Source organism: Bradyrhizobium sp. WSM4874, assembly GCF_055811835.1.
Window position 1 is genome coordinate 104,129 of sequence record NZ_JBVVPR010000001.1, and the last position, 20,985, is coordinate 125,113.

16 protein-coding genes are annotated in these 20,985 nt (G+C 56.5%); 6 read left to right on the forward strand and 10 right to left on the reverse strand.

Annotated elements, in window-relative coordinates:
* Positions 1 to 384: 384 nt before the first annotated feature.
* Positions 385 to 756: a hypothetical protein gene (locus tag AC0L3P_RS00545; protein ID WP_275168336.1), complete on the reverse strand. Its 372-nt coding sequence runs from the start codon at positions 754 to 756 to the stop codon at positions 385 to 387.
* Between the two features lie 358 nt (positions 757 to 1,114).
* On the opposite strand from AC0L3P_RS00545, the gene AC0L3P_RS00550 reads away from it, so the two are divergent.
* Complete coding sequence (locus AC0L3P_RS00550; protein WP_275168335.1) at positions 1,115 to 3,013, forward strand: adenylate/guanylate cyclase domain-containing protein; 1,899 nt, start codon at positions 1,115 to 1,117, stop codon at positions 3,011 to 3,013.
* On the forward strand, positions 3,010 to 4,290 hold the full coding sequence (urtA, locus tag AC0L3P_RS00555; protein ID WP_473300797.1) for an urea ABC transporter substrate-binding protein: 1,281 nt from the start codon (positions 3,010 to 3,012) through the stop codon (positions 4,288 to 4,290). The genes AC0L3P_RS00550 and urtA overlap by 4 nt, the downstream gene beginning before the upstream one ends.
* Before the next feature lie 82 nt (positions 4,291 to 4,372).
* On the opposite strand, the gene AC0L3P_RS00560 is transcribed toward urtA, so the two are convergent.
* On the reverse strand, positions 4,373 to 5,392 hold the full coding sequence (locus AC0L3P_RS00560; RefSeq protein WP_275168334.1) for a helix-turn-helix domain-containing protein: 1,020 nt from the start codon (positions 5,390 to 5,392) through the stop codon (positions 4,373 to 4,375).
* A 515-nt stretch (positions 5,393 to 5,907) separates the two neighbouring features.
* Here AC0L3P_RS00560 and AC0L3P_RS00565 point away from each other — a divergent pair.
* Positions 5,908 to 7,023, forward strand: a complete 1,116-nt coding sequence (locus tag AC0L3P_RS00565) for a helix-turn-helix domain-containing protein (RefSeq protein ID WP_473300798.1) — start codon at positions 5,908 to 5,910, stop codon at positions 7,021 to 7,023.
* Positions 7,024 to 7,555: 532 nt separating this feature from the next.
* Positions 7,556 to 8,266 (forward strand): Bax inhibitor-1/YccA family protein, encoded by a 711-nt coding sequence (locus AC0L3P_RS00570; RefSeq protein ID WP_275168331.1) that lies wholly within the window; start codon positions 7,556 to 7,558, stop codon positions 8,264 to 8,266.
* 69 nt (positions 8,267 to 8,335) lie between these two features.
* On the opposite strand, the gene AC0L3P_RS00575 is transcribed toward AC0L3P_RS00570, so the two are convergent.
* The 3 genes from AC0L3P_RS00575 to AC0L3P_RS00585 all read right to left on the reverse strand — a co-directional run bounded on the left by AC0L3P_RS00575 (position 8,336) and on the right by AC0L3P_RS00585 (position 11,979).
* A complete protein-coding gene (locus tag AC0L3P_RS00575) occupies positions 8,336 to 8,683 on the reverse strand; it encodes a hypothetical protein (protein ID WP_275168330.1) in 348 nt (115 codons plus the stop codon).
* 471 nt (positions 8,684 to 9,154) lie between these two features.
* Entirely contained in the window at positions 9,155 to 10,156 is a 1,002-nt protein-coding gene (locus tag AC0L3P_RS00580) for a phospholipase D-like domain-containing protein (protein ID WP_473300799.1), read from the reverse strand.
* A 32-nt stretch (positions 10,157 to 10,188) separates the two neighbouring features.
* Positions 10,189 to 11,979: an ABC transporter ATP-binding protein gene (locus tag AC0L3P_RS00585; protein WP_473300800.1), complete on the reverse strand. Its 1,791-nt coding sequence runs from the start codon at positions 11,977 to 11,979 to the stop codon at positions 10,189 to 10,191.
* 1,699 nt (positions 11,980 to 13,678) lie between these two features.
* Here AC0L3P_RS00585 and AC0L3P_RS00590 point away from each other — a divergent pair.
* Complete coding sequence (locus AC0L3P_RS00590) at positions 13,679 to 15,193, forward strand: arylsulfatase (RefSeq protein WP_275168327.1); 1,515 nt, start codon at positions 13,679 to 13,681, stop codon at positions 15,191 to 15,193.
* A 791-nt stretch (positions 15,194 to 15,984) separates the two neighbouring features.
* On the opposite strand, the gene AC0L3P_RS00595 is transcribed toward AC0L3P_RS00590, so the two are convergent.
* The 5 genes from AC0L3P_RS00595 to AC0L3P_RS00615 all read right to left on the reverse strand — a co-directional run bounded on the left by AC0L3P_RS00595 (position 15,985) and on the right by AC0L3P_RS00615 (position 19,540).
* Complete coding sequence (locus AC0L3P_RS00595) at positions 15,985 to 16,449, reverse strand: cysteine rich repeat-containing protein (protein ID WP_275168326.1); 465 nt, start codon at positions 16,447 to 16,449, stop codon at positions 15,985 to 15,987.
* Between the two features lie 94 nt (positions 16,450 to 16,543).
* On the reverse strand, positions 16,544 to 17,029 hold the full coding sequence (locus tag AC0L3P_RS00600) for a DUF992 domain-containing protein (RefSeq protein WP_275168325.1): 486 nt from the start codon (positions 17,027 to 17,029) through the stop codon (positions 16,544 to 16,546).
* Positions 17,030 to 17,089: 60 nt separating this feature from the next.
* Positions 17,090 to 17,812, reverse strand: coding sequence for an outer membrane protein (locus tag AC0L3P_RS00605; RefSeq protein WP_275168324.1), 723 nt, complete (start codon positions 17,810 to 17,812; stop codon positions 17,090 to 17,092).
* A gap of 151 nt (positions 17,813 to 17,963) precedes the next feature.
* Positions 17,964 to 18,653 carry a hypothetical protein gene (locus AC0L3P_RS00610; RefSeq protein ID WP_473300801.1) on the reverse strand — a complete coding sequence of 230 codons (690 nt, stop codon included), beginning with the start codon at positions 18,651 to 18,653 and terminating at the stop codon, positions 17,964 to 17,966.
* Positions 18,654 to 19,312: 659 nt separating this feature from the next.
* Positions 19,313 to 19,540, reverse strand: coding sequence for a hypothetical protein (locus tag AC0L3P_RS00615; protein WP_275168323.1), 228 nt, complete (start codon positions 19,538 to 19,540; stop codon positions 19,313 to 19,315).
* Between the two features lie 356 nt (positions 19,541 to 19,896).
* Between AC0L3P_RS00615 and AC0L3P_RS00620 the strand changes: the two genes are divergently transcribed.
* A complete protein-coding gene (locus tag AC0L3P_RS00620; RefSeq protein ID WP_473300802.1) occupies positions 19,897 to 20,907 on the forward strand; it encodes an HAD family hydrolase in 1,011 nt (336 codons plus the stop codon).
* The last annotated feature ends 78 nt before the right edge of the window (positions 20,908 to 20,985 follow it).

A 20,985-nucleotide genomic window follows, 5' to 3' on the forward strand; every position in this document is an offset into this window, starting at 1 on the left:
ACCTTTATCAGCAGAATAGCGGATCGATACCAACGATTACACTGCAGACCACCATCACGAGATCGGGGCCGGATTCGGCCCAACAACTGGAAATTCACGGGCCGCCCGGGCGTTCAATAGTTCGGCGGAGCGCAACTGCTGAACCTGGCGACAGTGCCATCCTTTACTCAGCCAATTGTACGGTTCGACCTCGTCTGGATGGACGATAACGATAATCGCCTGTTTGGCATCACAGCCCAGATTGCATGGACACCAAAGCCTGCCTATCAGCTGACGATTAGAACGCCGCTATACTTCGTCAGAAACTGAGGCGCCGGGCGGCGCCATCTTGTCGACGACACGGCGCGGCGGATACCGGCCGCCTGAGGTCAATTGGGCAATGACCTATTGACAGACATGTCGAAGGCCGTCAGGCCCCTTGAAATAGGTGCCGGGGCGGCAAACGATGCCATTACGAGTGGCATAGGTGTTCCAGTTGCCGTGCCAGCCCATCTCGCCGGCATTGGCGTAAGAGTTGCCCCATCCGCCAACCGTAGCACCTGCTGCCGCAGCGACGGGCTGGCTATTGGCGCGCCGCGTTGATTGTCGATATCGATAGCCGGTGGTAGGGGTCGCCCCAGTCCCAAGTCCCGTGCAGCTTGCGAATTCAGCTTGGCACATGTCTGGATTAGAGAGGGCCGATTGTGCCGATGCAGCAGAGCCGGACAGGGCTGATGCCACAATCACGGTCGCGCCCAGAACCCTTAGATTCATCATGGCTTGCTCCTAGTGATCGCACGTGGCGCGAGATTGCCACCTGAAGAGGGTACCAACAGGTGCGGGCCTGGCTATGCTACTTCGGCTACTGCGCTGCAAAAAGGGCTTCGCTTTGTGAGGAACTAGCTCTCTCCGCATGCTGAGGGAGCGACAGCACCGGCCACAATCACATCAAGCGCACTCTTATCCTGCTCGTGCACTCGTCTCGTCGGCCATCACGGGCGTCGTCTTAGGTCGGACGAGATGCCCGGACGCGCGAAACCGAAAGTTTTCAGATGAAGCAAACGTTGTTGCCGAACTAGCATAGTGGCGAGAGGCAGGCTCCCCTAATCTAGTTTCAAAGTAGCGGTGCGCCTGTATGTTCACGTTCCGAACGTCGATAACGCTTGCTGTGGCGTCTTTTGTGGTCGCGCTTGCAGGTTTATTGATTGCGATTCAGGTTCGATCTCTGCGCTTGGCAACGCACGAAGCGGCTTCAGCCTATATGGACGCAGCAAGCGCCAAGGCTTTGGGCCGCTTGCATAGTGAGTTGAGCTCCATCTCTTCAATTGTGAACGTGCTTGCTACTAGTTCGAGCGTAGCGGATTCGGATGACCGATCCGAAACGGGCAGGGCGATCCCCCTGTTCAAGGCCGCACTGCACGAAATGCCGCAGATGGACAGCATCTACGTCGGCTTTGCGAATGGCGCCTGGTTACAAGTGCGGCGCACCAGCGATCTCACTGAGGACCAGCGCGCAAAGCTGCGAGCACCGGCCAATGCTGACATCGTGATTAATCTCGTACGGCCCACGGCGGCAGGCGAGCTGCCGATGCGCCGGGTGTTCCAAGATCGGCAGGGCAGCGAAGTCGACGAAATCGATTTCTGGAAATACGGCTACGATGCTCGGACGCGGCCTTGGTACACCCAGACCATGAAGATCGGCCGGACCTTTGTCACCGAGCCGTATCTTTCCTTCAATCTTGGCGCACCAGTGATGACTGTGGCTGCGCCCTTGCAGGGCAAGGTCACCGGGGTACTCGCGGCCGATCTTAAGCTCGATAGCTTCAGCGCTTTCGTCCAGGCCCAGCGCCCAGGACCACATGGCACCGCAACGATCTTCGACCAAGCTGGCTCCCTGATCGCCCATCCTGACTTTGTGGAATTACTCGATAATGCGATGATCGATCCCGCGCGATCGCAGCTACCCAACATCGGCGAAATCAAAGATGAACTCGTTGCCTCTGTGCTGCGGATGTCACGCAATCTCGGCGTGGACGAAGGTTCGGTCGAAGATAACCGGGGGCACGGTTATCTTTTTAGATTGACGAGTTTCACCTTGAGCGATGGCTACAGCGCCAGCATATTGCTGGTGGCGGCGCAGGATGATTTTGTCCAGAATGTCAGGAAGGTACAGTTCACGGGCTTGATCTTGGCGATCGTCGTTGGCGCGGCATTCATCCCGATGGTCTGGATTTTCGGCAATCGCATGGCGCGTTCCTTAAACGCTATTGCTGCGCAGGCCGGAAAACTTCAGAATCTGGCTCAGCCTGATCCAGTGCCAGTAACATCCTACATTGCAGAGATACACGATCTAGGCAGTACCGTGAATTTGGCGCAGCGTGCGATATGGTCGTTTGCGCATTTCGTTCCAAAAGAGATAGTGCGCGGCGTGCTGGACAACTCCATCTCCACTAGGCTCGGAGGGATCAAACAGGAGATCACGTTGATCTTTACGGACGTTCAGGGCTTCACGACGATCGCGGAATCGGTCGACCCCGACTTGTTGATGCAACAGACCTCGCGCTACTTCTCGGCCCTAAGCCAAGCCTTCCTCGCCGAAGGTGGTACAATCGACAAGTTTATCGGTGACGCGGTGATGGTATTCTGGAACGCGCCCGCTGCGCAACCTGATCATGTCGCTCGTGCCTGCCGTGCGGCACTGGCAGCCAGAGCTGCCGGGGAGCGACTCAACGCTGAGTTCGCGGCGGAAGGGTGGAAGCCATTCATCACGCGGTTCGGTATTCATGTTGGAGAGGCCGTCGTTGGAAATGTCGGATCAACTGAGCGAATGAACTACACAGCTCTCGGCAACACAGTGAACCTTGCTGCTCGGCTCGAAGGACTCAACAAGCAGGTCGGTACGACAATCCTAGTGAGCGAAGCCGTCTACTCGCGCGTTCGCGATCAATTTAGATTTAGGGCCCTCGATGCGGTCATGGCGAAGGGGATGTCCACTGAAACGCGCATCTACGGGCTCGATGGAGCGTCCGCATGAAATTCGCTTCGATCTGGCGCGGCCTGCTGTGGGCGATGCTCGCTCTTTCTGGTCCGCTGGGTCATGCTTCCGAAGAGACCATCAAGGTGGGCATTCTGCATTCGTTGTCCGGAACCATGGCGATCAGCGAGTCCGTTCTCAAGGATACGGTTCTGATGATGATTGCGGACCAGAACAAAAAGGGGGGCTTGCTGGGGAAAAAATTGGAGCCAGTAGTCGTAGACCCTGCTTCGAATTGGGAAGCTTTCGCCGAAAAAGCTCGCGAGATGCTCACGGTGGACAAGGTCGCCGTCGTATTCGGCTGCTGGACCTCCGTGTCCCGAAAAGCGGCAACACCCGTTTTCGAACAGTTGAATGGCCTGCTCTTCTATCCCGTTCAGTATGAGGGCGAGGAGAGTTCGCGTAACATCTTCTACAGTGGCGCCGCGCCGAGCCAGCAGGCAATTCCGGCGGTTCGGTATTTAATGAGCAAGGAGGGCGGCCAAGTTCGCAGATGGGTATTGCTCGGCACCGACTATGTCTATCCGCACACCACCAACAAGATCCTGAGCGCCTATCTGTACAGCGAAGGCGTAGCTCCCGAGGATATCACGACGATCTACACGCCCTTTGGGCAATCAGAGTGGCGCGAGATTGTCGGAAGGATCAAGGCGTTCGGTTCGAAAGGGAAACGGACGGCTGTCATCTCGACCATTAATGGAGACGCCAACACCTCTTTTTACCGTGAGCTGATCGCTCAACAGGTCAGCGCTACGACCCTCCCTGTTATGGCGCTCTCGATCGGAGACCGCGAATTGCATCAAATCGGCGCTGACAGGCTGGCTGGTCAAATGGCGGCATGGAACTATTTTCAGTCTATCAAGTCGCCAGAAAACGACGCGTTTGTCAAAATGTGGACCGACTTCAACGGGCAGCGTGACAGCATGACAAATGATCCGATGGAAGCCACTTTCGTCGGTTTTCGAATGTGGGCCCAGGCGGTCAGCCAAGCCGGCACTGTTGAAGTGAACGCCGTCCGTCAAGCGATGTACGGTCAGCGAGTGAAAGCGCCCAGCGGCTTCGAGGTTGTGATGAACACCAATCACCATCTGTCCAAGCCTGCCATGGTTGGTAAGATAAATTCTGCAGGAACGTTCGACGTAGTTTGGCGATCGATCTCACCAATCAAACCGTCGGTTTGGAGCCGATACATTCCCGCAAGCGCGAGACTGACAGCCGACTGGAGTTTTCCCTGGGTTTGCGGGGGGTGCGCCGAACCCACATTCAAGGACTGGTGAGAAGGTCTCGTTCGCACTTATCGTCGGATTCGAATGAGCTTATCCGATTCCGCCGCGGAGCAGCGCGACGCCCAAGCTGACGTCAGTCGCTAAAGGACACGGTCGCTGGGGAGGTCAGATGATCAAAGCCATAGTTGTCCGCCGCGAACCGACGCAACGTGATCGAGGGCGGTTCTCCGAACATCGTTCGGTAAGCCGCCGCAAATCGCCCCAGTTCCCAGAAGCCATGATCGGTGGCAATCTTTGTGACTGTCGAGCATGAAGGATCAGCCCTGAGCAGCGCGCGACGGACCAGATGCAATCTTCGCAGAGTCAAATAGCGGATGGGTCCCATCCCCAGATGTTCTTCGCAGGCCACTCGAAGTGTTCGCTCGGCCACGCCGATCGCGGTGCAGATATCAGCTAAATACAACGGCTGCACGGGATTTGCTTCGAGGAATTCCTCGAACCGCGCAACTATCCGCCCGTGACGATGGTTGGCGCCTTCTACTTTCGACGTTAAGCCCTCAGTGAGGCACTTGATCATAGTGTACGTTATGTTGTGCTCTAAGGCCCGGGCCACCTCTGGGAGTTCGAGAAGGTTTGGTGTCGCGATGGCCATCTTGCCAATTAATTCGTGCTGTTGTTGCAATTGCCGCATAAGGACCGAACTTGGCCGGACCAAATATTCCAACTCCACTCCAGAAAACTCATCACCCGCGATAGCCCTGCACGCGGCCTCGAAATCGCCAGGGGCCAGTGACATCGCTCCAAAGCGGCAGTCCCCTTCGGTTCTGTGATGCACTACGTCGTAATTGCAGACAACGATTTCGTTGAGCGAAAGATCTCTGCCGCGATGGAGAAACGTCGGCTGCTCGCCGGTAAGAAAGGCGATAACCCTTCGACCAGAGGTGATCTGGCTCGTGTAGACTTGCGGCAGCGTAACGTCGAAGCGCTGCATCATTAGCCGATTGAATGTCACCTGGGTCAGTTCGGCGCGGAAGTCCCCCTTTTTTGTTAGCAGCAGCTTGTTGTCCGACCCTCGGATAGACTGCTGGAAAGGGAATGGATCGTCAAAATTGAAAACACGACTCCAGGCCATAGGCTGCTCAACACTTTCCATTGCTAAATACGTCCGGAGATCTAATTTGTGCTCCCTGCGAAGTATTTGATGCCGCATTAAAAATCTTATTAGCGGCCGAGAGAGGACTTCGCTTTTGCGTGAGTTCAGCAAGCTATCTTTGCCTACACGCAAAACGTGCGGACAAGTTAAAGCTGGGAAGGACGTTGACTATGCAAAAACGGCGGGAAAAGGCGGTGGCGCCGGCTTTAAGAAGCGATGCGATCCATCGGGTGCTATGCCGCCTTTCATGCTGAGTAAGCTAGTTTGAGCCGCGGAGGAACATTCGCTTCATCTGGCCAAGGGTCCCGTAAGCTTCCAGGCGCTCATTCCGATGTCCGCATGGCATGCCTGCAGCTTCCTGACAGAGGGCTTGCGCCAATTCGTCGCACTGCTCAGCGCTAAAGCATTGGTCTTGCTGATGCATCATAGCCTCGCGGTCAATTTCGTTGATTCCGATGGCGCTTTTCCTGGACATTTCCGTTCCGATTTGATGCTTTATGTCACGGTTGAGTCACATGGACTATGCGACTGCGGCGGTTTGCTCCAAATTCCCGATTCTGCCGAATTTGCATAGACTTTCTGCCGGTCATTCACGAATATCGTCTGCTCTACAGCCTTCGCGTGTGGCGTTTGTGGGGGTCAAAATGCCCTGGAGCAAAGTCCTTGTATTCAACGATCCGGCTCAATACGCGACGAGCGTACGTTCCGCGGAGATACAGATTTTCCCGACGACCAAAGGGGATTTTCGGGCTGAGTTGACTCAAGTTACATTGAATGAACTGTGGATGCAGCGCTTTGCGGAGTGCTTGCCACGCGTGCACAGGGGTACGATTAGCCCAGGCCGTCAGGTTTATACTTTTCTGACAAACGAACAGCCCGAGGTGCACAGCCGGGGACGACTATTATCGCTGGGGGAAATGTGTGTCCACGATTATGACGTGCAACATGTCAAAACCTCCGGGGATTATAGGTTTGGGGGGGTCTCCCTAAGACCAGAGGCGCTGGCTACGACCTGGAGGGCATTGGTCGGATCCGAATTCAATCCGCACAAGGGCGCGCGGTTCATACGGCCGAATTCTGGATTAATGAGCCGATTCCTGAACCTTCATGCGATTGCCGGAGGGTTGGCGAAGAGCGCGCCCGACCTCTTCACACAGCCGGAAGTGGCTCACGCGATTGAGCAGCATCTGCTGCACGCGCTGATAAACTGTTTAGCTGATTGTGAGGCCTCCAACATTGGAACAGGTTTGCTGCGCCACGGAATCATCCTCGGACGTTTCGAAGAGTATTTGGAAGCGAATCCAAATACTCCGTTGCATTTGAGCGAAGTTTGCGCAGCCATTGGGGTGGCAGAGCGAACGCTTCGCGCCGCATGCGAGGAGCATCTCGGGATGGGACCCATTCGATATCTGACGTTGCGGAGAATGCATCTCGTCCGCCATGCCTTGCGGCAAGCCGCTCCTGATGCAAAGACCGTTACCCAAGTGGCGACCGCGCACGGGTTTTGTGAATTGGGGCGGTTCGCTGTAGCTTATCGGCAGATGTTTGACGAATCACCAATTGCAACCCTTCGCAAAACACCAGACTCTTGGCAGGAAAAGGTAAGCCGTCCCTTGAAGCTAGTGTCGTAAGTTCGTCAAAGGCTCTACCGATGGATTTGGAAGAGCCGTCGGGCCGCAGGCGGTGCGCTGTCGATCAGTTTCCCAATACGGTGTGCCCACTGTACAGGTTATTGCCGGGAATACTCAGGCTGCCGTTTGCCCATGCCCAGCCGAGTTGCCACCAATCTAGAAGCCTTACCAATTACAAGGTGGTGCGCCCCTGAAGGTTCGCTCCAACAGCTAACGATCAGACAAAGGGCGCGCGAGGCCTATTCAGTCGCGTCATCTTTACGCGGATTTTGAACCGCCTGTGCCCCGTTCAGCAACTATTCCGAATGCAAAATTGGCTTCTAACGGCGGTCGCCTTTGCGCGCGCAATCGTTTGGTTTGCCGAACTCGCATAGTAACGCGCAGCCCCCCGCGCTAATTTGATCAGTCAACAGGCCGCGGCATGATTGCACGCATTCAGGACGAAGTGCTCCGGTCTAGCGCGAGATTTACGAAGACTCCGTCATAAGCAGCCGCCGAATTTCTCGCGCGAGGATCAACAAGGACGCGACCTATGTCGAATTACGACGGAAATGCACCCGCTGCCCCCCTTTCTCCGAACGCTACAGCGATTGACGTCGGCCTCCGCGCTTTCATGTTACGGGTCTACAACTATATGGCTGCCGGGGTTGCTTTAACGGGCGTCATGGCGCTGCTGACCTATCAGTTCAGCGGTCCGGAATTACTTCAAAGTCCGCTGATGTGGGTGCTGATGCTGGCTCCCCTGGCGCTGGTGTTCTTCATCAGTGCACGAATCAACACGATGTCGGTGGAAACCGCGAGAGGATTGTTTTTCCTCTATGCGGCGCTTGTCGGAATCTCCCTGTCGACCATCTTTCACATCTACACGGAGTCTTCGATCACACGGGTGTTCTTTGTCTCGGCCGCCGCCTTTGGTGCGCTTAGCATGTGGGGTTACACGACCCGGCGCAACTTGTCGGGTGCCGGCACCTTTCTTTTCATGGGCTTGATCGGCATCATTGTTGCCAGCCTGGTGAATTTGTTTCTGAGATCTAGCGGGCTGGATTGGATGATCTCCGTCATCGGTGTCGGCGTGTTCGCAGGTCTCACAGCGTACGATACCCAACGGATCAAGGAGATGTACGAAGGTGGCGATGACAGAACGTCGACAGGCCGCAAGGCGGTGATCGGCGCACTGTCGCTTTATCTAAACTTCATCAATCTGTTCATGATGATGCTGCGCCTCATGGGCGGCCGGCGTTAGCATCTGGACTAATTGGCGTGCGCGGCGCCCAGATCCCTCAAACGTCTCACGGGAAGAATTCATTGGGAATCAGGAGGGTGTGCAACTAAGCCGAGCGAGAGGCCCTGAGTTGTAGATGAGAAACAGGTCGCCCGTATAATGGAAGTCTTCTCCAACGAATTCCTTTGTCACAAACTTGAGCTGGATCTTGTTATTACTGGTAACACGGAGAGGGAGTTTATTATTTGCCATGATCAGCGACATCCCGTCCCTGCCATCCAGCGTGACGTTCAGGTCGACTGGTTTTGGTTGAATGGCCGGATCCAGCATCTGTTGAACGATTTGACCTTTGCATAAAAATTGCTGGCCTGCGGCATAGCTTGGCCCGATCATCGTCATCAGCATGGCCAGGCTAACCGCAAATTGAATTGCTTGCATTTTAGCATCCCTAAAATTCGAAGATCGTCGTGACTGGAAGATGTAAGCCATTGCTGATCGCGGGCTTGCCGAATGGCCCGATCTCGACGAGCAGGGGGCCGCTTTTAGTACAGATGGTCCAATACACCGCAGTGATGGCCGATTTGCCACGTCGAGTGTGGACCGATGCGTAGAAAGCAGTATGCAAATCCGGCCATTTCCGGCTTTTGCACCTCCGTGACGCTACACCGAAACGTTGAAAGTGACTCGCGAAGGCCGAGCCACAAGTTGCGGCGTCGCTGATCGTGATAACTGCGCCCGGAGCAAGCGCGCAGGCCGACCGGGTGACGCTGCGCCACCGACGAAGTGTGGGCTGCCTGATATCTGGCGGCACGTCTAATGGTCTAAAGGCAGTATCGAGCCTGACGTTCCGCTTGGCATGCTAGACCGAGTCAGCGCACGCCGAGCACTGCTTTGGAAAAGCGCGGCCAGCTATTTCTTGCTGCTGCCATCACCGTGCCCCAGAACCAACGCCGCCCCATCCTGGCCGTGCTTTTTCAGATCGGCCAAAATTCCGAGATCGGACAAATCGAGCCTATGCGAATGTTTCCAGTCGCGCCGCGAGACCTGGACCAACCGTTTGATCACAGGCTTGGATTTGGTCGCGATCGCCAGCTCGCGTCGCGAGTCGAAACTTCCCGGGCTCAGATTGATTGATCCGACAATTGCTTCTTTCCCATCCGCAATCAGAATCTTGCCGTGAAGCTTAAGCCCCTGCAACAGATGCACCTTCGCTCCAACGTCGTGCATGATGCGCAAGCCGCCGATCCCTTCGGCGAGCTTCTTGCCGCCTAGCTTATGTGGAGCTCGAGCCATGATCTTGACGCGAACGCCGCGGTTCACAGCACGTACCAGCCTTTCTACAATCACCGTGTCCTGATAACGTTCATTTTGCAGCCAGAGCGTCTTTTTCGCTTTATCGATCACATTCGCGATACGCTCGCGCCCGTTGTTCGGACACCAAATTAGGTGCGACTTCGGATCTGGCTTGAATGGTTTGCGGGTCCAATCAGCGTCGAAACACCGTACCATTTCCCGAACTTCGCTCTTCTTGGTCGTCGTGACCGCATAGTCTCTGGTTTCCGTGAGATCACGAGGCTCCCAATTCAGGGAATCTACAAAACCGATCTTGTCGTCGATGACCATTGATTTTTGATGCGTTAACGCGAACGCCGCGCTGCTGTCCCGCACTTCGACGCCCGCTGCCAAAAGTGCCTTTCTAGCCTTCGCGTTTTCACTCTTCCCGTTGCGCCTTGCGGGATTCAACATGACACGGACATTGACACCGCGTTCCTTGGCTGCGATCACCGCTTTCAATAGGGTCGGTTCGGTGAACAGAAACATCCTGATATTTAAGGAGCGCCTGGCGGCGCTGATCGGATCCAGAATTGCCGAGATGGTATCGTCCGGAAGAACGATAAGTCTGTGGGGCATGGTGTTGCTCCGTACTTTAGCCGGCTCGATAACTAGGCCGCGTTTGCTGATGCCGATGCCGGTTCGTATTGAATTCGGTGCAGCTCGGCATAGACGCCGTTGCGCGCGAGAAGTTCGCTGTGAGAACCCTCCTCGGCAACCACGCCATCCTTTAGAACGACGATTTTGTCTGCCTGGCTTATCGTGCTGAGGCGATGAGCAATCATGATGACGGTGCGGCCCTTCATCAATTGTCGTAGCCCCTCGATCACGAGGCGTTCGGATTCGGTATCGAGCGCGGCGGTCGGTTCATCCAGGATCATGATCGGACTGTTCCGAATTACAGCCCGGGCAATACCGATCCGTTGCCGCTGACCGCCAGAAAGAGTGTCTCCTCGTTCTCCGACGACGGTATCGTAACCGTGGGGCATACGGCTGATGAACTCGTCGGCGTTGGCAATTGTCGCCGCCGCGATGATTTCTTCGTCGGTTGCTCCGGGACGCCCGTAGGCGATATTTTCGCGAATGGTCCCGCGGAACAGGACCGTCTCCTGCAGGACGAATCCGACCTGAGACCGCAGCGCCGCCAACTTGAAAGTAGCCACGTCGTTTCCATCGACGAGAATGCGGCCACCGCTGGGATCATAAAAGCGCGGGAGCAAGCTCAGAATGGTAGATTTTCCAGACCCGGTAGGGCCGACAATGCCGATGACTTGGCCGGGTTCGATGTTGAACGAAACGTCCCGAAGTACCTGAACTTCGTCGCTATAGCCGAACGCGATACTCTCGAAAGAAATGGCGCCCTTAACGCGGCCTGGATCCACTGCCTCGGGATGTTCGCGAATGACAGCGTCGGCCAGGAGGATTTTCTGGATGCGCTCGAGCGCGACAGTTGTCTGTGCAATCGCGCTCGTCATGCTGGCGAGATCTTTCACAGGCTTGAAGAACTTTGCGAGATAGGCGAGGTAAACAGTAAGCGCGCCGGTTGTCATCACCCCCGCGACAATCAAGCCCGTACCTCTCCACAGTACGATTGCAGTGCAGAACGCAACTACGATGCTGACCATAGGCGACAGCAGCGATTTTACCTGCCGAGCCTTCAGAGCGGCCTCGACGCTAGCGTGACTCGCAGCCTCAAGATGAGCGGTCTCAAGGTCCTGTCGTCCAAATGCCTTCACAGCGCGCACGGATCCGAGGCCCTCTTGAACTACTGCGACAAGCTCGCTCTGCTTGATTCGGACGATACGCGTGACCTCCTTTACAGCTTTCTTGAAATGCATCACGGCCGTCAGGAGGAAGGGCGTCACTGCAAGGGCGATCAGGGTGAAGTCCCAGTCTAGCCAAAACATCAATCCCACCATGAAAATGATGGTAATGACATCAACGACGATGCTTAGCGTTGACGAAGACGCGAAACTCTGGATTGTCGCGACGTCACTTGTAATGGTTGACATTAGCGTGCCCGTCTTGGCGGTATCGTAGAAGCGGAGCGACAATCGATGCAGGTGTTCGTAAATCCGGATCCGCAGATCGTTCGCAACCCATTGTCCGATGCTGGTGGTGTAGTAATTGTCGATGTATGTGGCGAGCGCGCTTATGATTGCGATGACCAGCGTCGCGGCGCCCGCGAACATGGCCACACCGAGCGTGTGGCGTCCGAAGCCATAGTCATGTGCCCATGCCAGCCAGTCGGGCAATCTATGCTTTCCGAGTGCGTCGTCGAGCACGAGCTTTAGGGGCCAAGGCGCCGCCAGACTAGCCGCAATCTCGAGCAGCATCGCTGCGAAAACAATAGCGAGCCAGCCGCGATAAGGTCGGAGCAATCCGAGCACGAGACGCGTCATTTTGCTGTCCCCATCAGCAAGAGTCGTAATCATGCGGGCCGAGTGCTTGAGTGAATGTCCGCCGGGAGGATGTTCGCCGGTGCTGCAGCTAGGGGCTATGCAGAATCGGCCGTTCGCCGAAAATCGGCATAGTGCCTACCTGAGTTGGCAAAACCTCAGGAGGCGCCTTCCGCCCGAGAAGCCCAGCCGTCAATCCAGCCTGTGTCATTGCGTCTGCCGAAGTTGCATAGACGTCGTACGCAGAGCGTGGCTAACTGGCGTAGCGGTCCGGAAGTGTTCTGACCCGCTTCGCAGGGGGCGCTTGCTACCAAGAGAAAAGCGCACTGACATGAGCTTTTGTTAGCGATCGAGACTGCCGCTGGCGCCTTCGTTGAGGGCAGCTCTTCGGCAAAAAAGCGCTACTTCTAGGAGAATACGAAATGCCTTTTTCAGTGGCTATGATCGCTCTGAGCACACAACTGGTTGTGGCGGTAGCGGACGGTGTGCCGGCGTTTGACATGGCAAGAAGCTGCAAGCTCGATTTGGCTGCGACATCCGGACTGTCCGATACCCAATCGCTCCGGGCGTGCATCAGGGATGAACAGGGAGCGCGAAAGCAATTAGCCCAGCGATGGTCGACGTTCCCGGCCTCGAGCAAAGCGGAATGCATTCCCCAGGAGTCGATCGGGGGCACTCCCAGTTACGTCAGCTTGCAAACGTGCCTGCAAATGAACCAATGGGACAAGTAGACTTCTTTGAGTTCGGGTTGACGAGTATAGCGCACCGTCGACAGCGCGTTGAGATCGGCGGCAGTCTCGACATCGGCCGCTGCTGAAAAGCCATCACGGGGCAGTTTTACTCGCTTGTTAGTGAGAGACAGGTACATTCGCCGCGAATTAGAGCAACGGTAGGACATAGTCGCTACACGGAAACCCGCCGGAAGCGTGCGCGCACCGAACTCACGTCATCGAATTGCTTGCTGTGGTCGCAAATCGGCGTCGATGTCCTGTCGTGTCTCCGCCCAAATCGTATGGAGATAAACGTGATGCAAAGAACCAGCGGAATCCGCATGACCCAGCTTAGTGCGGGCGAGTGTGGTACTTGGACCAGCCCAAGCCTAGAAGTTCAATCACCCAGTGCGCTCCTGGGAAGTATGCGGAGGTTGAGGGCGGCGGGTGTGCCCTGCACAGGATGCGTTTCCAGGATGGGCGATATGCCGGCGCGATAGGATCTGAAGCATGAACGGGGGCCGGAAGAATTTCTAAGCGGCTCATCCGCCTCCCGGCGGATAAGAGCGTGCTTGCTTGATTAGACTTTGTGGCAAGCAGACGCTCGTAGCTCCGGGCTTACTTGTTCGGAGCATGGACCGGCGCGTGCCGAAATCGCATAGACGCGCAAACGAACGTTCGTAAGGTCGTGTCGTCGTAGTGCGAGAGGTTTCAGATGTACGCAAGCAGCCGAACAACTTTCGCATCAACGCTGCTTGCGGGCAGCATGTTCGGCGGACGCATTCGAGGGCATCGGCCGTGGCGAATCGCTTTCAAGCCGATGTACTGCTGGGTGAAGCCGGTTCGCGCGATAGCACGGCGTTTTGAGTATACCGCAACAGACGATATGGCACTGATCGCCCCGGGTGCCTTTCGGCACCGCTGGTCCTAGTGCACTGCTCAGTTCTCACGCGGAAACAGGATCAATTGTCCGGGCTCAGAAAGGTGCTCCCATGAAGATCTCTGCTGGATTGCGCTTTACGTCCTGTGTGGCGCTACTAGCCGTAATGGGGTCGACGACCGCGTTTGCGCAGCAGCGCAACAAGCCCAACGTCGTCTTTATCCTGGCTGACAATGTCGGCTACGGCGACCTCGGATCGTACGGCGGAGGCCAGCTGCGCGGAGCTCCGACGCCGCGCCTCGATGCGCTTGCCCAAGAGGGACTCCGTCTCACGCAGTTTTTGGTCGAACCGGCCTGCACGCCCTCCCGTGCGGCACTTATGACGGGCCAGTACTCGATTCGCAGTGGGCTTTCGCTGATCGCCATTGAAGGCAGCCCCTATACACTTCCTGCAAACGCCTTCACGATGGGGGAATTGTTCAAGAACGTGGGTTATGCCACCGCGATCTTTGGGAAATGGCATCTCGGAAGCGCCCCCCAAAGCCTGCCGACGGCGCACGGATTCGACGAGTTCTACGGTATTCCGCCTGACATTAGCTGGGATGCAGCAACATACCCCGCAACGATCGCTCTCACGCATTCGATCGACGAGCCTTATGATGCGTTGCTGAGAGCAGGGCCCCATATCGTCGAGGGGAAGGCTAAGGGGTCCTTGCAGACCGTCAAGCCATTCACCGAAGAGGTGCGCGCCAACATCGACAATGAGCTGGTGGACAAATCAGTCGATTTCATGCGGCGTCAAAAAGCCGCCGCGATGCCCTTCTTCCTCTACCTTCCCTTTTCCATGGGGCACTTTCCGAACCTGCCTTCTCAGCAATTCAAGGGCAAATCGCGGATTGGTAACTATGGCGACAAGCTGATGGAAGGCGATTATCACGTCGGCGAGATTCTCGACACGCTCAAGGAACTTGGACTCGAGGACAACACGATTGTCGTCTTTGCTTCCGACAATGGCCCGCAAGGACAAACCGCGCGCGAACACGGCAATCAGGGGACGCCCGACATGGGCAGTTCCGGGCCGTTCCGCGGTGAATTGGGCGAAGTGACCGAAGGAGCGATACGGACAGCGGCGATCATCCGCTGGCCTGGCAGGGTCAGGCCGGGAACGACTACATACGCCATGTTCTCCATCATGGACTTCCTGCCGACGTTCTCACATATCGTGGGAGGCACGATGCCAGCGGACCGAGCGATTGACGGCATCGATCAGTTCGATCTCCTGATCGGCGCTGCGGCCACGGGTCGTCGCGAAAGCATGTTGAGCTTTATCGGAGGAGAGCTCGTCGCCACGCGCTGGAAGCAGTGGCGCATTTACTTTACCGACGTTCACCCCACCGGTATCGGCCCGCAGCGGCAGCCGGGAATGTTCTCCGCCGGTGCTCCAATGGCCGGTTACCCGAAGATTTTCAACATTGAGATGGATCCTCACGAGGACCTCATTGTGGCTGCGATGTTTGGCTGGGTGTCGGGGCCGGCGCTCAAAACTGTCGAAGACTACAAGGCAACGACAAGGCGATATCCCAATCCGCCGGCGCCGAACATCACACAATTTGGCAGTGGCGGCTGATCCGGAGCGGCATCATCAAGCGGATAGCGGAACACCGGCGCGACACCAGCGGCCAGACGGAAGCCGATGCGCAGCGCAGGTCTGCCGGTCCATCGTCATCCGGGCGCCGGTGAGCGCGCCGAGCGGTGCGGCAATCGGCCGGATAGGTCGTCGCAGGATATGCAAAGCTGGCATTGTCACGGCAACGAGCATTCAGAACTCATGCACGTAGCTCCACGGGGAACCGCCACCGAGAAAGATGAACGAAGTTTATCCCATGTTGTAGCGCAAGCTTCCCCTCGATGGCCTGATCGCGAGCACCGCCAGAAGGGTAGCCAGCGTGAACACATCGATAAACGTCAGACCCTCGATCGAAGATCAACATCTGACTGTGGAGGAGTGCGACGAACTCTCGCAAATCCTGATTCAAGACGCCGCAAGCATGCAGGATGGACCGCAAAGACGGAAGCTTTTGGAATTGGCGGAGTGTTACGGGGCCTTGGCGCGCCTTAAGAATCTGGTTCTTGGAAAGGTGTATTGATCGTGTGCCGGGTAGGCACGGTTTTCCCTTCCGAGCAAACCAATACTGACTTGTCTAATCGTCAAACAGTCGGTTTCGTCTCGCGCCATTGGAATTCTGAACAGCCCGAACGGTCCGGTGCGAGAGCAAAAAAAAGCTCGGGTCGTTTCTTCCGGTTCGTTGTCGGACACGGAAGTCCTTCTGCGCTGTTTGGGCCAGCGATCTTCGGGAGACCGTCAGGCTGATGGGGATAGCGACCTGGCAGGTCAATAAGGCTTTGATCGACGAAGTGCTATTGAGACGACATGGTCTCGACCCTCTGAATGGCTTCCACGCAACCCGCAGAGGCTGTCGATTTATTAGACAGCAGACAAGCGGCAATTCGACCTTGGCCGGGCACTATTTTTCCACACGTTCCGGTTATCTCGGCTTTGCACGCAATCACAGCGTCTTTCAGAACGTCTGCCGTTGTTTGCACACTTGTCGCGGCTTCCCCGAGTTCAAATGCGCATTTGGGGCTGATCTTGTCTTCATGGGCTTGCATGCAATAAATCATGCGCCCTTCACCAGGCGTCACCGATTTGCAGTATTTCTTGATTTCGCTTGCGCAGGCGCTCTCAAGCTTTGCCACCCTGGCGGTCAGCTTTTCCAAAAGGGCCTTTCCCACGTCGGTCTGCGCGGACGCGTTGCCAGCCGACGAAATGGCCAGGCACAGGAGAGCCCCACGGATGATGATTAATCTGACTGTCATTCTCATCGATACGTCCTCTGATGACTGGCTCCGAACCGCGCCATCGTTGAAATGGCTGCGGGCTCGTGATGAACACTGAGGGATGCTCCTTGTCTGTAATTCATTGCGCTAAGGAAAGCGTGAGGCTTGAAACTCCAAGCGACAAATTGATCCCGACCGAGCCCTCGAGGGAGAGCGGCTGCAAGGCGATCGAACGCCCCGTTCCGCCGAACAGCAGATTGGCGCCGACCCCGACGCCTACGCCAACGGCGCCACTCGCGCCCACATAAGTGCCGGATAGCGCTCCGCGTCGTGGACCTGCCGTGGGGGCAAAGACGCCCCAAGCCATCGCCCCGCCTGCCGTGATCCCGATATCGATACCGATAGTGCCCATTACGCCGAGATATGCTTCTTGCGGATAAGGGCCATTGGGTGCGAAGCGGCATGCCATCCGCTGGCGTGATCCAAAGATCAAGCCGATGGAAGGCGCCATTTTGCACGTGAGGGTACCCACGCTAACTCCGGGAGCCGGCTGCTGGGCAACCGAAGGTGATACGACCACTGCGGCGAGCCCCACGAGCAACAGCGTGAACAGACATTTGAGCATGACGAAATCCCGCGTTGCTGCAATTACTCGATGTGGGCTCAGCCAAGGGTCGAAGGCGATTCAGAACTTATAGCCAAGGCGAACCGTGACCTGGTTGTTGCTCAGCTCTTGCTTAAGCCCAATGATGCCAAGATTGAGAACCGGTATCGGATACACCAAGGATCTGGATTGATACTGTGAGTAGCGATACTCGAGGCCTGTGAACCAGTTGTTTGTGATGGCGTAGTCCACTCCGGCGCCGGCCGTCCAGCCCACCCGCGTGCCGTCGCCGCCGACCGAAATGCCGGTAAAAGGAATCGAGGTCTCGATGGATGCGAACGCCGCTCCACCCGTCACATAGAGCAGGGCGCGGTCGGCAGCGTAGCCGAGCCGGCCGCGTATCGAGCCGCCCCATTTGCTATGCGCCGTGAGGAAATCGCCGGTGATGGCGGTGTAGCGTATTACGCCGACCGTCCATCCCTGAAAATCGCCTTCCACGCCCAACACAAACTGACCCGCTTGGTAGTTATAGCCAGTGAGAATTCCATATGTCAGGCCATCCTTACGCGAGCCGGATGTGAGCAGGAATGGAGCCCCAAACAAATGTGCGCCGGTCGTGTATTGGGGGTTCGTTTGTATCCACCCCAGCTCTCCACCAACGTAGAAGCCTGTCCATGAAAACGCAGGCGCATAGGCGACCGGTGCGAGCGGCTCCAGTCGACTTGGGAGGTCGGCAGCAGATGCCGATGCGCTAACGGCGCCGGTCGTGGTGGCGAGGAGAGCGATACGTGACAAACGCCACATGAGCCGGTCCTTATGAGTTGAAGCCGCCAAGTTTTACCGACGGAATTCTGGAGGAGCATTCGGGGAAGCCGAGCGGCTGTCAGGATTGAGCGCCCGCGGCAAAGGGCGCCGAGCTCCGAAGGCAAGAGGGTCTGTTCTCGGAGGTGCGTCTTCAATAGCAAGGCGGGTAAGGGTAGTAGCCGCAGGCCGGAGGGGGCGGATAGGAACGATAATATGGGGCGGCATAAGCTGCCGCCCCATATGCGGCAGCCCCTACAGCGCCCGCGTACATTGCGCCGCGGAATGCTGAACGGCGAGCAACTCCGGCAAACGATAGCGGCGTCAGCGGTCGCCCGATAATATCGATGAAGATCGCTGCCGCTCCGTCGGCGCCGGCGAGATCACCTTCCAGCGTCTGCACGGTGAACGTCAGCTTGTCACCCTCGAGCTTCGGGCTCTTCAGCACCACGACTGCATCCTTCACTGAGCCGTCCTTCGCTAAAACGGACACTGTCGCATTGGGCGGGTTCTTGGCGAAGCTGTCCTCTCCTGCGCCCCATTCTGCAATCACGTCGGCGGTGGCCTGGTGACCGGCAGCTCGTATCGGGCGATCGGCGAAGATAATCGAGCTCGGCGTGACGCCAGTCAGAACCAAGTTATCTCCCTGCAGTGATGCACCGCGGGAGTTCATTACGAACAGGGACGGGACGATTTCGGGTTTGGCAGGCGCGCTGGGGGTGCCGATCGTTTTGATTGGGGACGATGATGGACCTGCCTGCCCAAATGCGCTGGCGATGCCTGTGAACGCGATGGAAACGCCCAAAAATCCTGCGAGCGCGGCGGTCTTGGTCTTGCTCGTCATATCGCCCCCTTATTCGTCAACGTTCTCGGACGTCTCGCTTCCAGAATTGTCGGAAGGCGTCCCGTTACTCGGGGCGACCATGGAAGAGCGTTGTGCGTTTGGCTATGCAATTCCGGCGACCGGAAAGGTAATTCTCTCTGCCGGCCAATTCTGACGCGGAATCTGGGGATGAAGGCTCTCGTAAGACCACGTGCTCCACATCGTGAAGCTTAAAAATTGCGGTCAAGAGCAATGTCATTTGAATCCGGCCGAGAGCCGCTCTTGCTTGGGCATGACGGCAATGGCCTCAATGATGCTATTTGAGGACTTGCTTTGCAGTAGACGATCACCTCATGCTCGAGCTCTTTTGATCTCGCTATATTGTAATGCTTCTTGGCGAGGCCGTTGTAGCATCCGCATATGCGGTGAGGTCCGTTTGCGCTTCGCATGCGAGTTTTCCGCCAAAAGCATTGTTGTCACGACAAGGAGCATCTTGCGCATTGTTGGCCTCTCTGAAGTGTTAAGGCAGTCCGGTTGTCGGCGTCGAGATCACAATAAAATGGCCTGTCTGCAACTCGGTTCGCTTCGTGGCATCGACCTACGCGGCCCAAGATCGCGTGCGACAGGACCGACTTGATCACCCTCACGGATGAGGAAGTTCATCAAAAAGTTCTGCTCCCTCAGAATTGGCCGGGTTGAGCAGGAGGGCTGGGCCAGTCTACGCGGAAGTTATTTGGGTTGCGCCGATCAAACAGATCCTGTCGAGCGACCATGCTAGATCTCACGCGCAGAGCGGACCGAGTATCGCGAATTGTCACGGTGCGTTCGTGCCCGTCTTTGGCGATGGCCACTGACGGCAGCGCATGTTCAAGGATGAGAATGATAGCCAGCGAGCGGGCGGTGATCATGAGCAATCCTACAATCCTGCAGTCGGCCATGGAGTGGTTGCTGTCCTCGCCTCCAAAGCGATCGTGCCTGGAGGTGGTTTATCGCAGTGGCTTGCCGCAGTCTGAAGTTCAACACTCAGGCGCGCTATGCAATTCCGGAGAAATTTAATTCATTCGATTTTGCGGCAGTTCCATGTGAACGCGCGCGTAGGGGAGACATATTTCGGAAAGGTTGAGCAATGTCGAGCTTCCTCCTTCATTGCTCGTAAACCCGTGTATTCCGAAGATTCGCCGAAACTGCATAGACGGTGAGCATCCAAGTCCATCAAGCTTTGACTAGACGGCTGCTGTCATCAATTGGCTTTTGGAGGTGAGCTATGAGGCGCAAATGTTGGCGCGCCATTGCCGGCGCGATACTGTGCGTGGCGCTGACTCTCAGCTGGCTGCCGCGCGCGTCTGCCCAAGATGACCCATTGCCGTCATGGAACGATACTTCGACTAAACAAGCCATCGTCGATTTCGTGCGTCGAGTTACGACGTCCGGAAGTTCCCAGTATGTGCCGCCCGCCGCACGTATCGCGACCTTCGACAACGATGGCACGCTTTGGGTTGAGCAACCAATGTATGTTCAATTGGTATTCGCCCTCGAGCGGGTAAAGGCTTTGGCGCCATTGCATCCGGAATGGCGATATACCGAGCCTTTCCAGTCGGTTCTTGAGGGCGACATGAAAGCACTGGCGGGGTTCAGCGAGCGGAGCCTCCTCGATCTGATCATGCAGACCCATGCCGGGATGACCACTGACGAGTTCTCGAAAATAGTAATGGATTGGCTCGGCTCCGCGCGCGATCCGCGCTTCCGGCGGCCATATACTGATCTGGTCTACCAGCCAATGCTTGAGTTGCTCTCTTACCTGCGGGCGAACGGCTTCAAGACCTTTATCGTCTCGGGCGGTGGAGTTGAGTTCATGCGTCCATGGACAGATAAGGTTTACGGGGTTCCTCCCGACCAGGTCGTAGGCTCATCCATCAAGACCAAATTCGAGATGCGCGACGGAATTCCTACGCTGTTTCGTTTGCCGGAGTTGAACTTCATCGACGATAAGGCGGGCAAGCCCGTCGGCATCAACGAAGCCGTAGGCCGCCGCCCAATTGCTGCATTCGGAAACTCAGACGGAGATCTCGAAATGCTTCAATGGACTACCATCAGCGACGGCTTGCGCTTTGGGGCTATCGTTCATCACACCGACGCAGTGCGCGAGTACGCCTACGATCGGCAGTCGCATTTCGGGCATCTCGACATTGCTTTGGACGCCGCTGCTACGAATAGGTGGACGGTGATCGATATGAAAAAAGACTGGAAAGTGATCTTTCCCTTCGATACGCGCTGAAAACACTGCTGGTTCATTCTATCTGCACTGCATTCTATCTGCACTTCATTCGGCATCAGGCGCGATTGCAGCCACGAA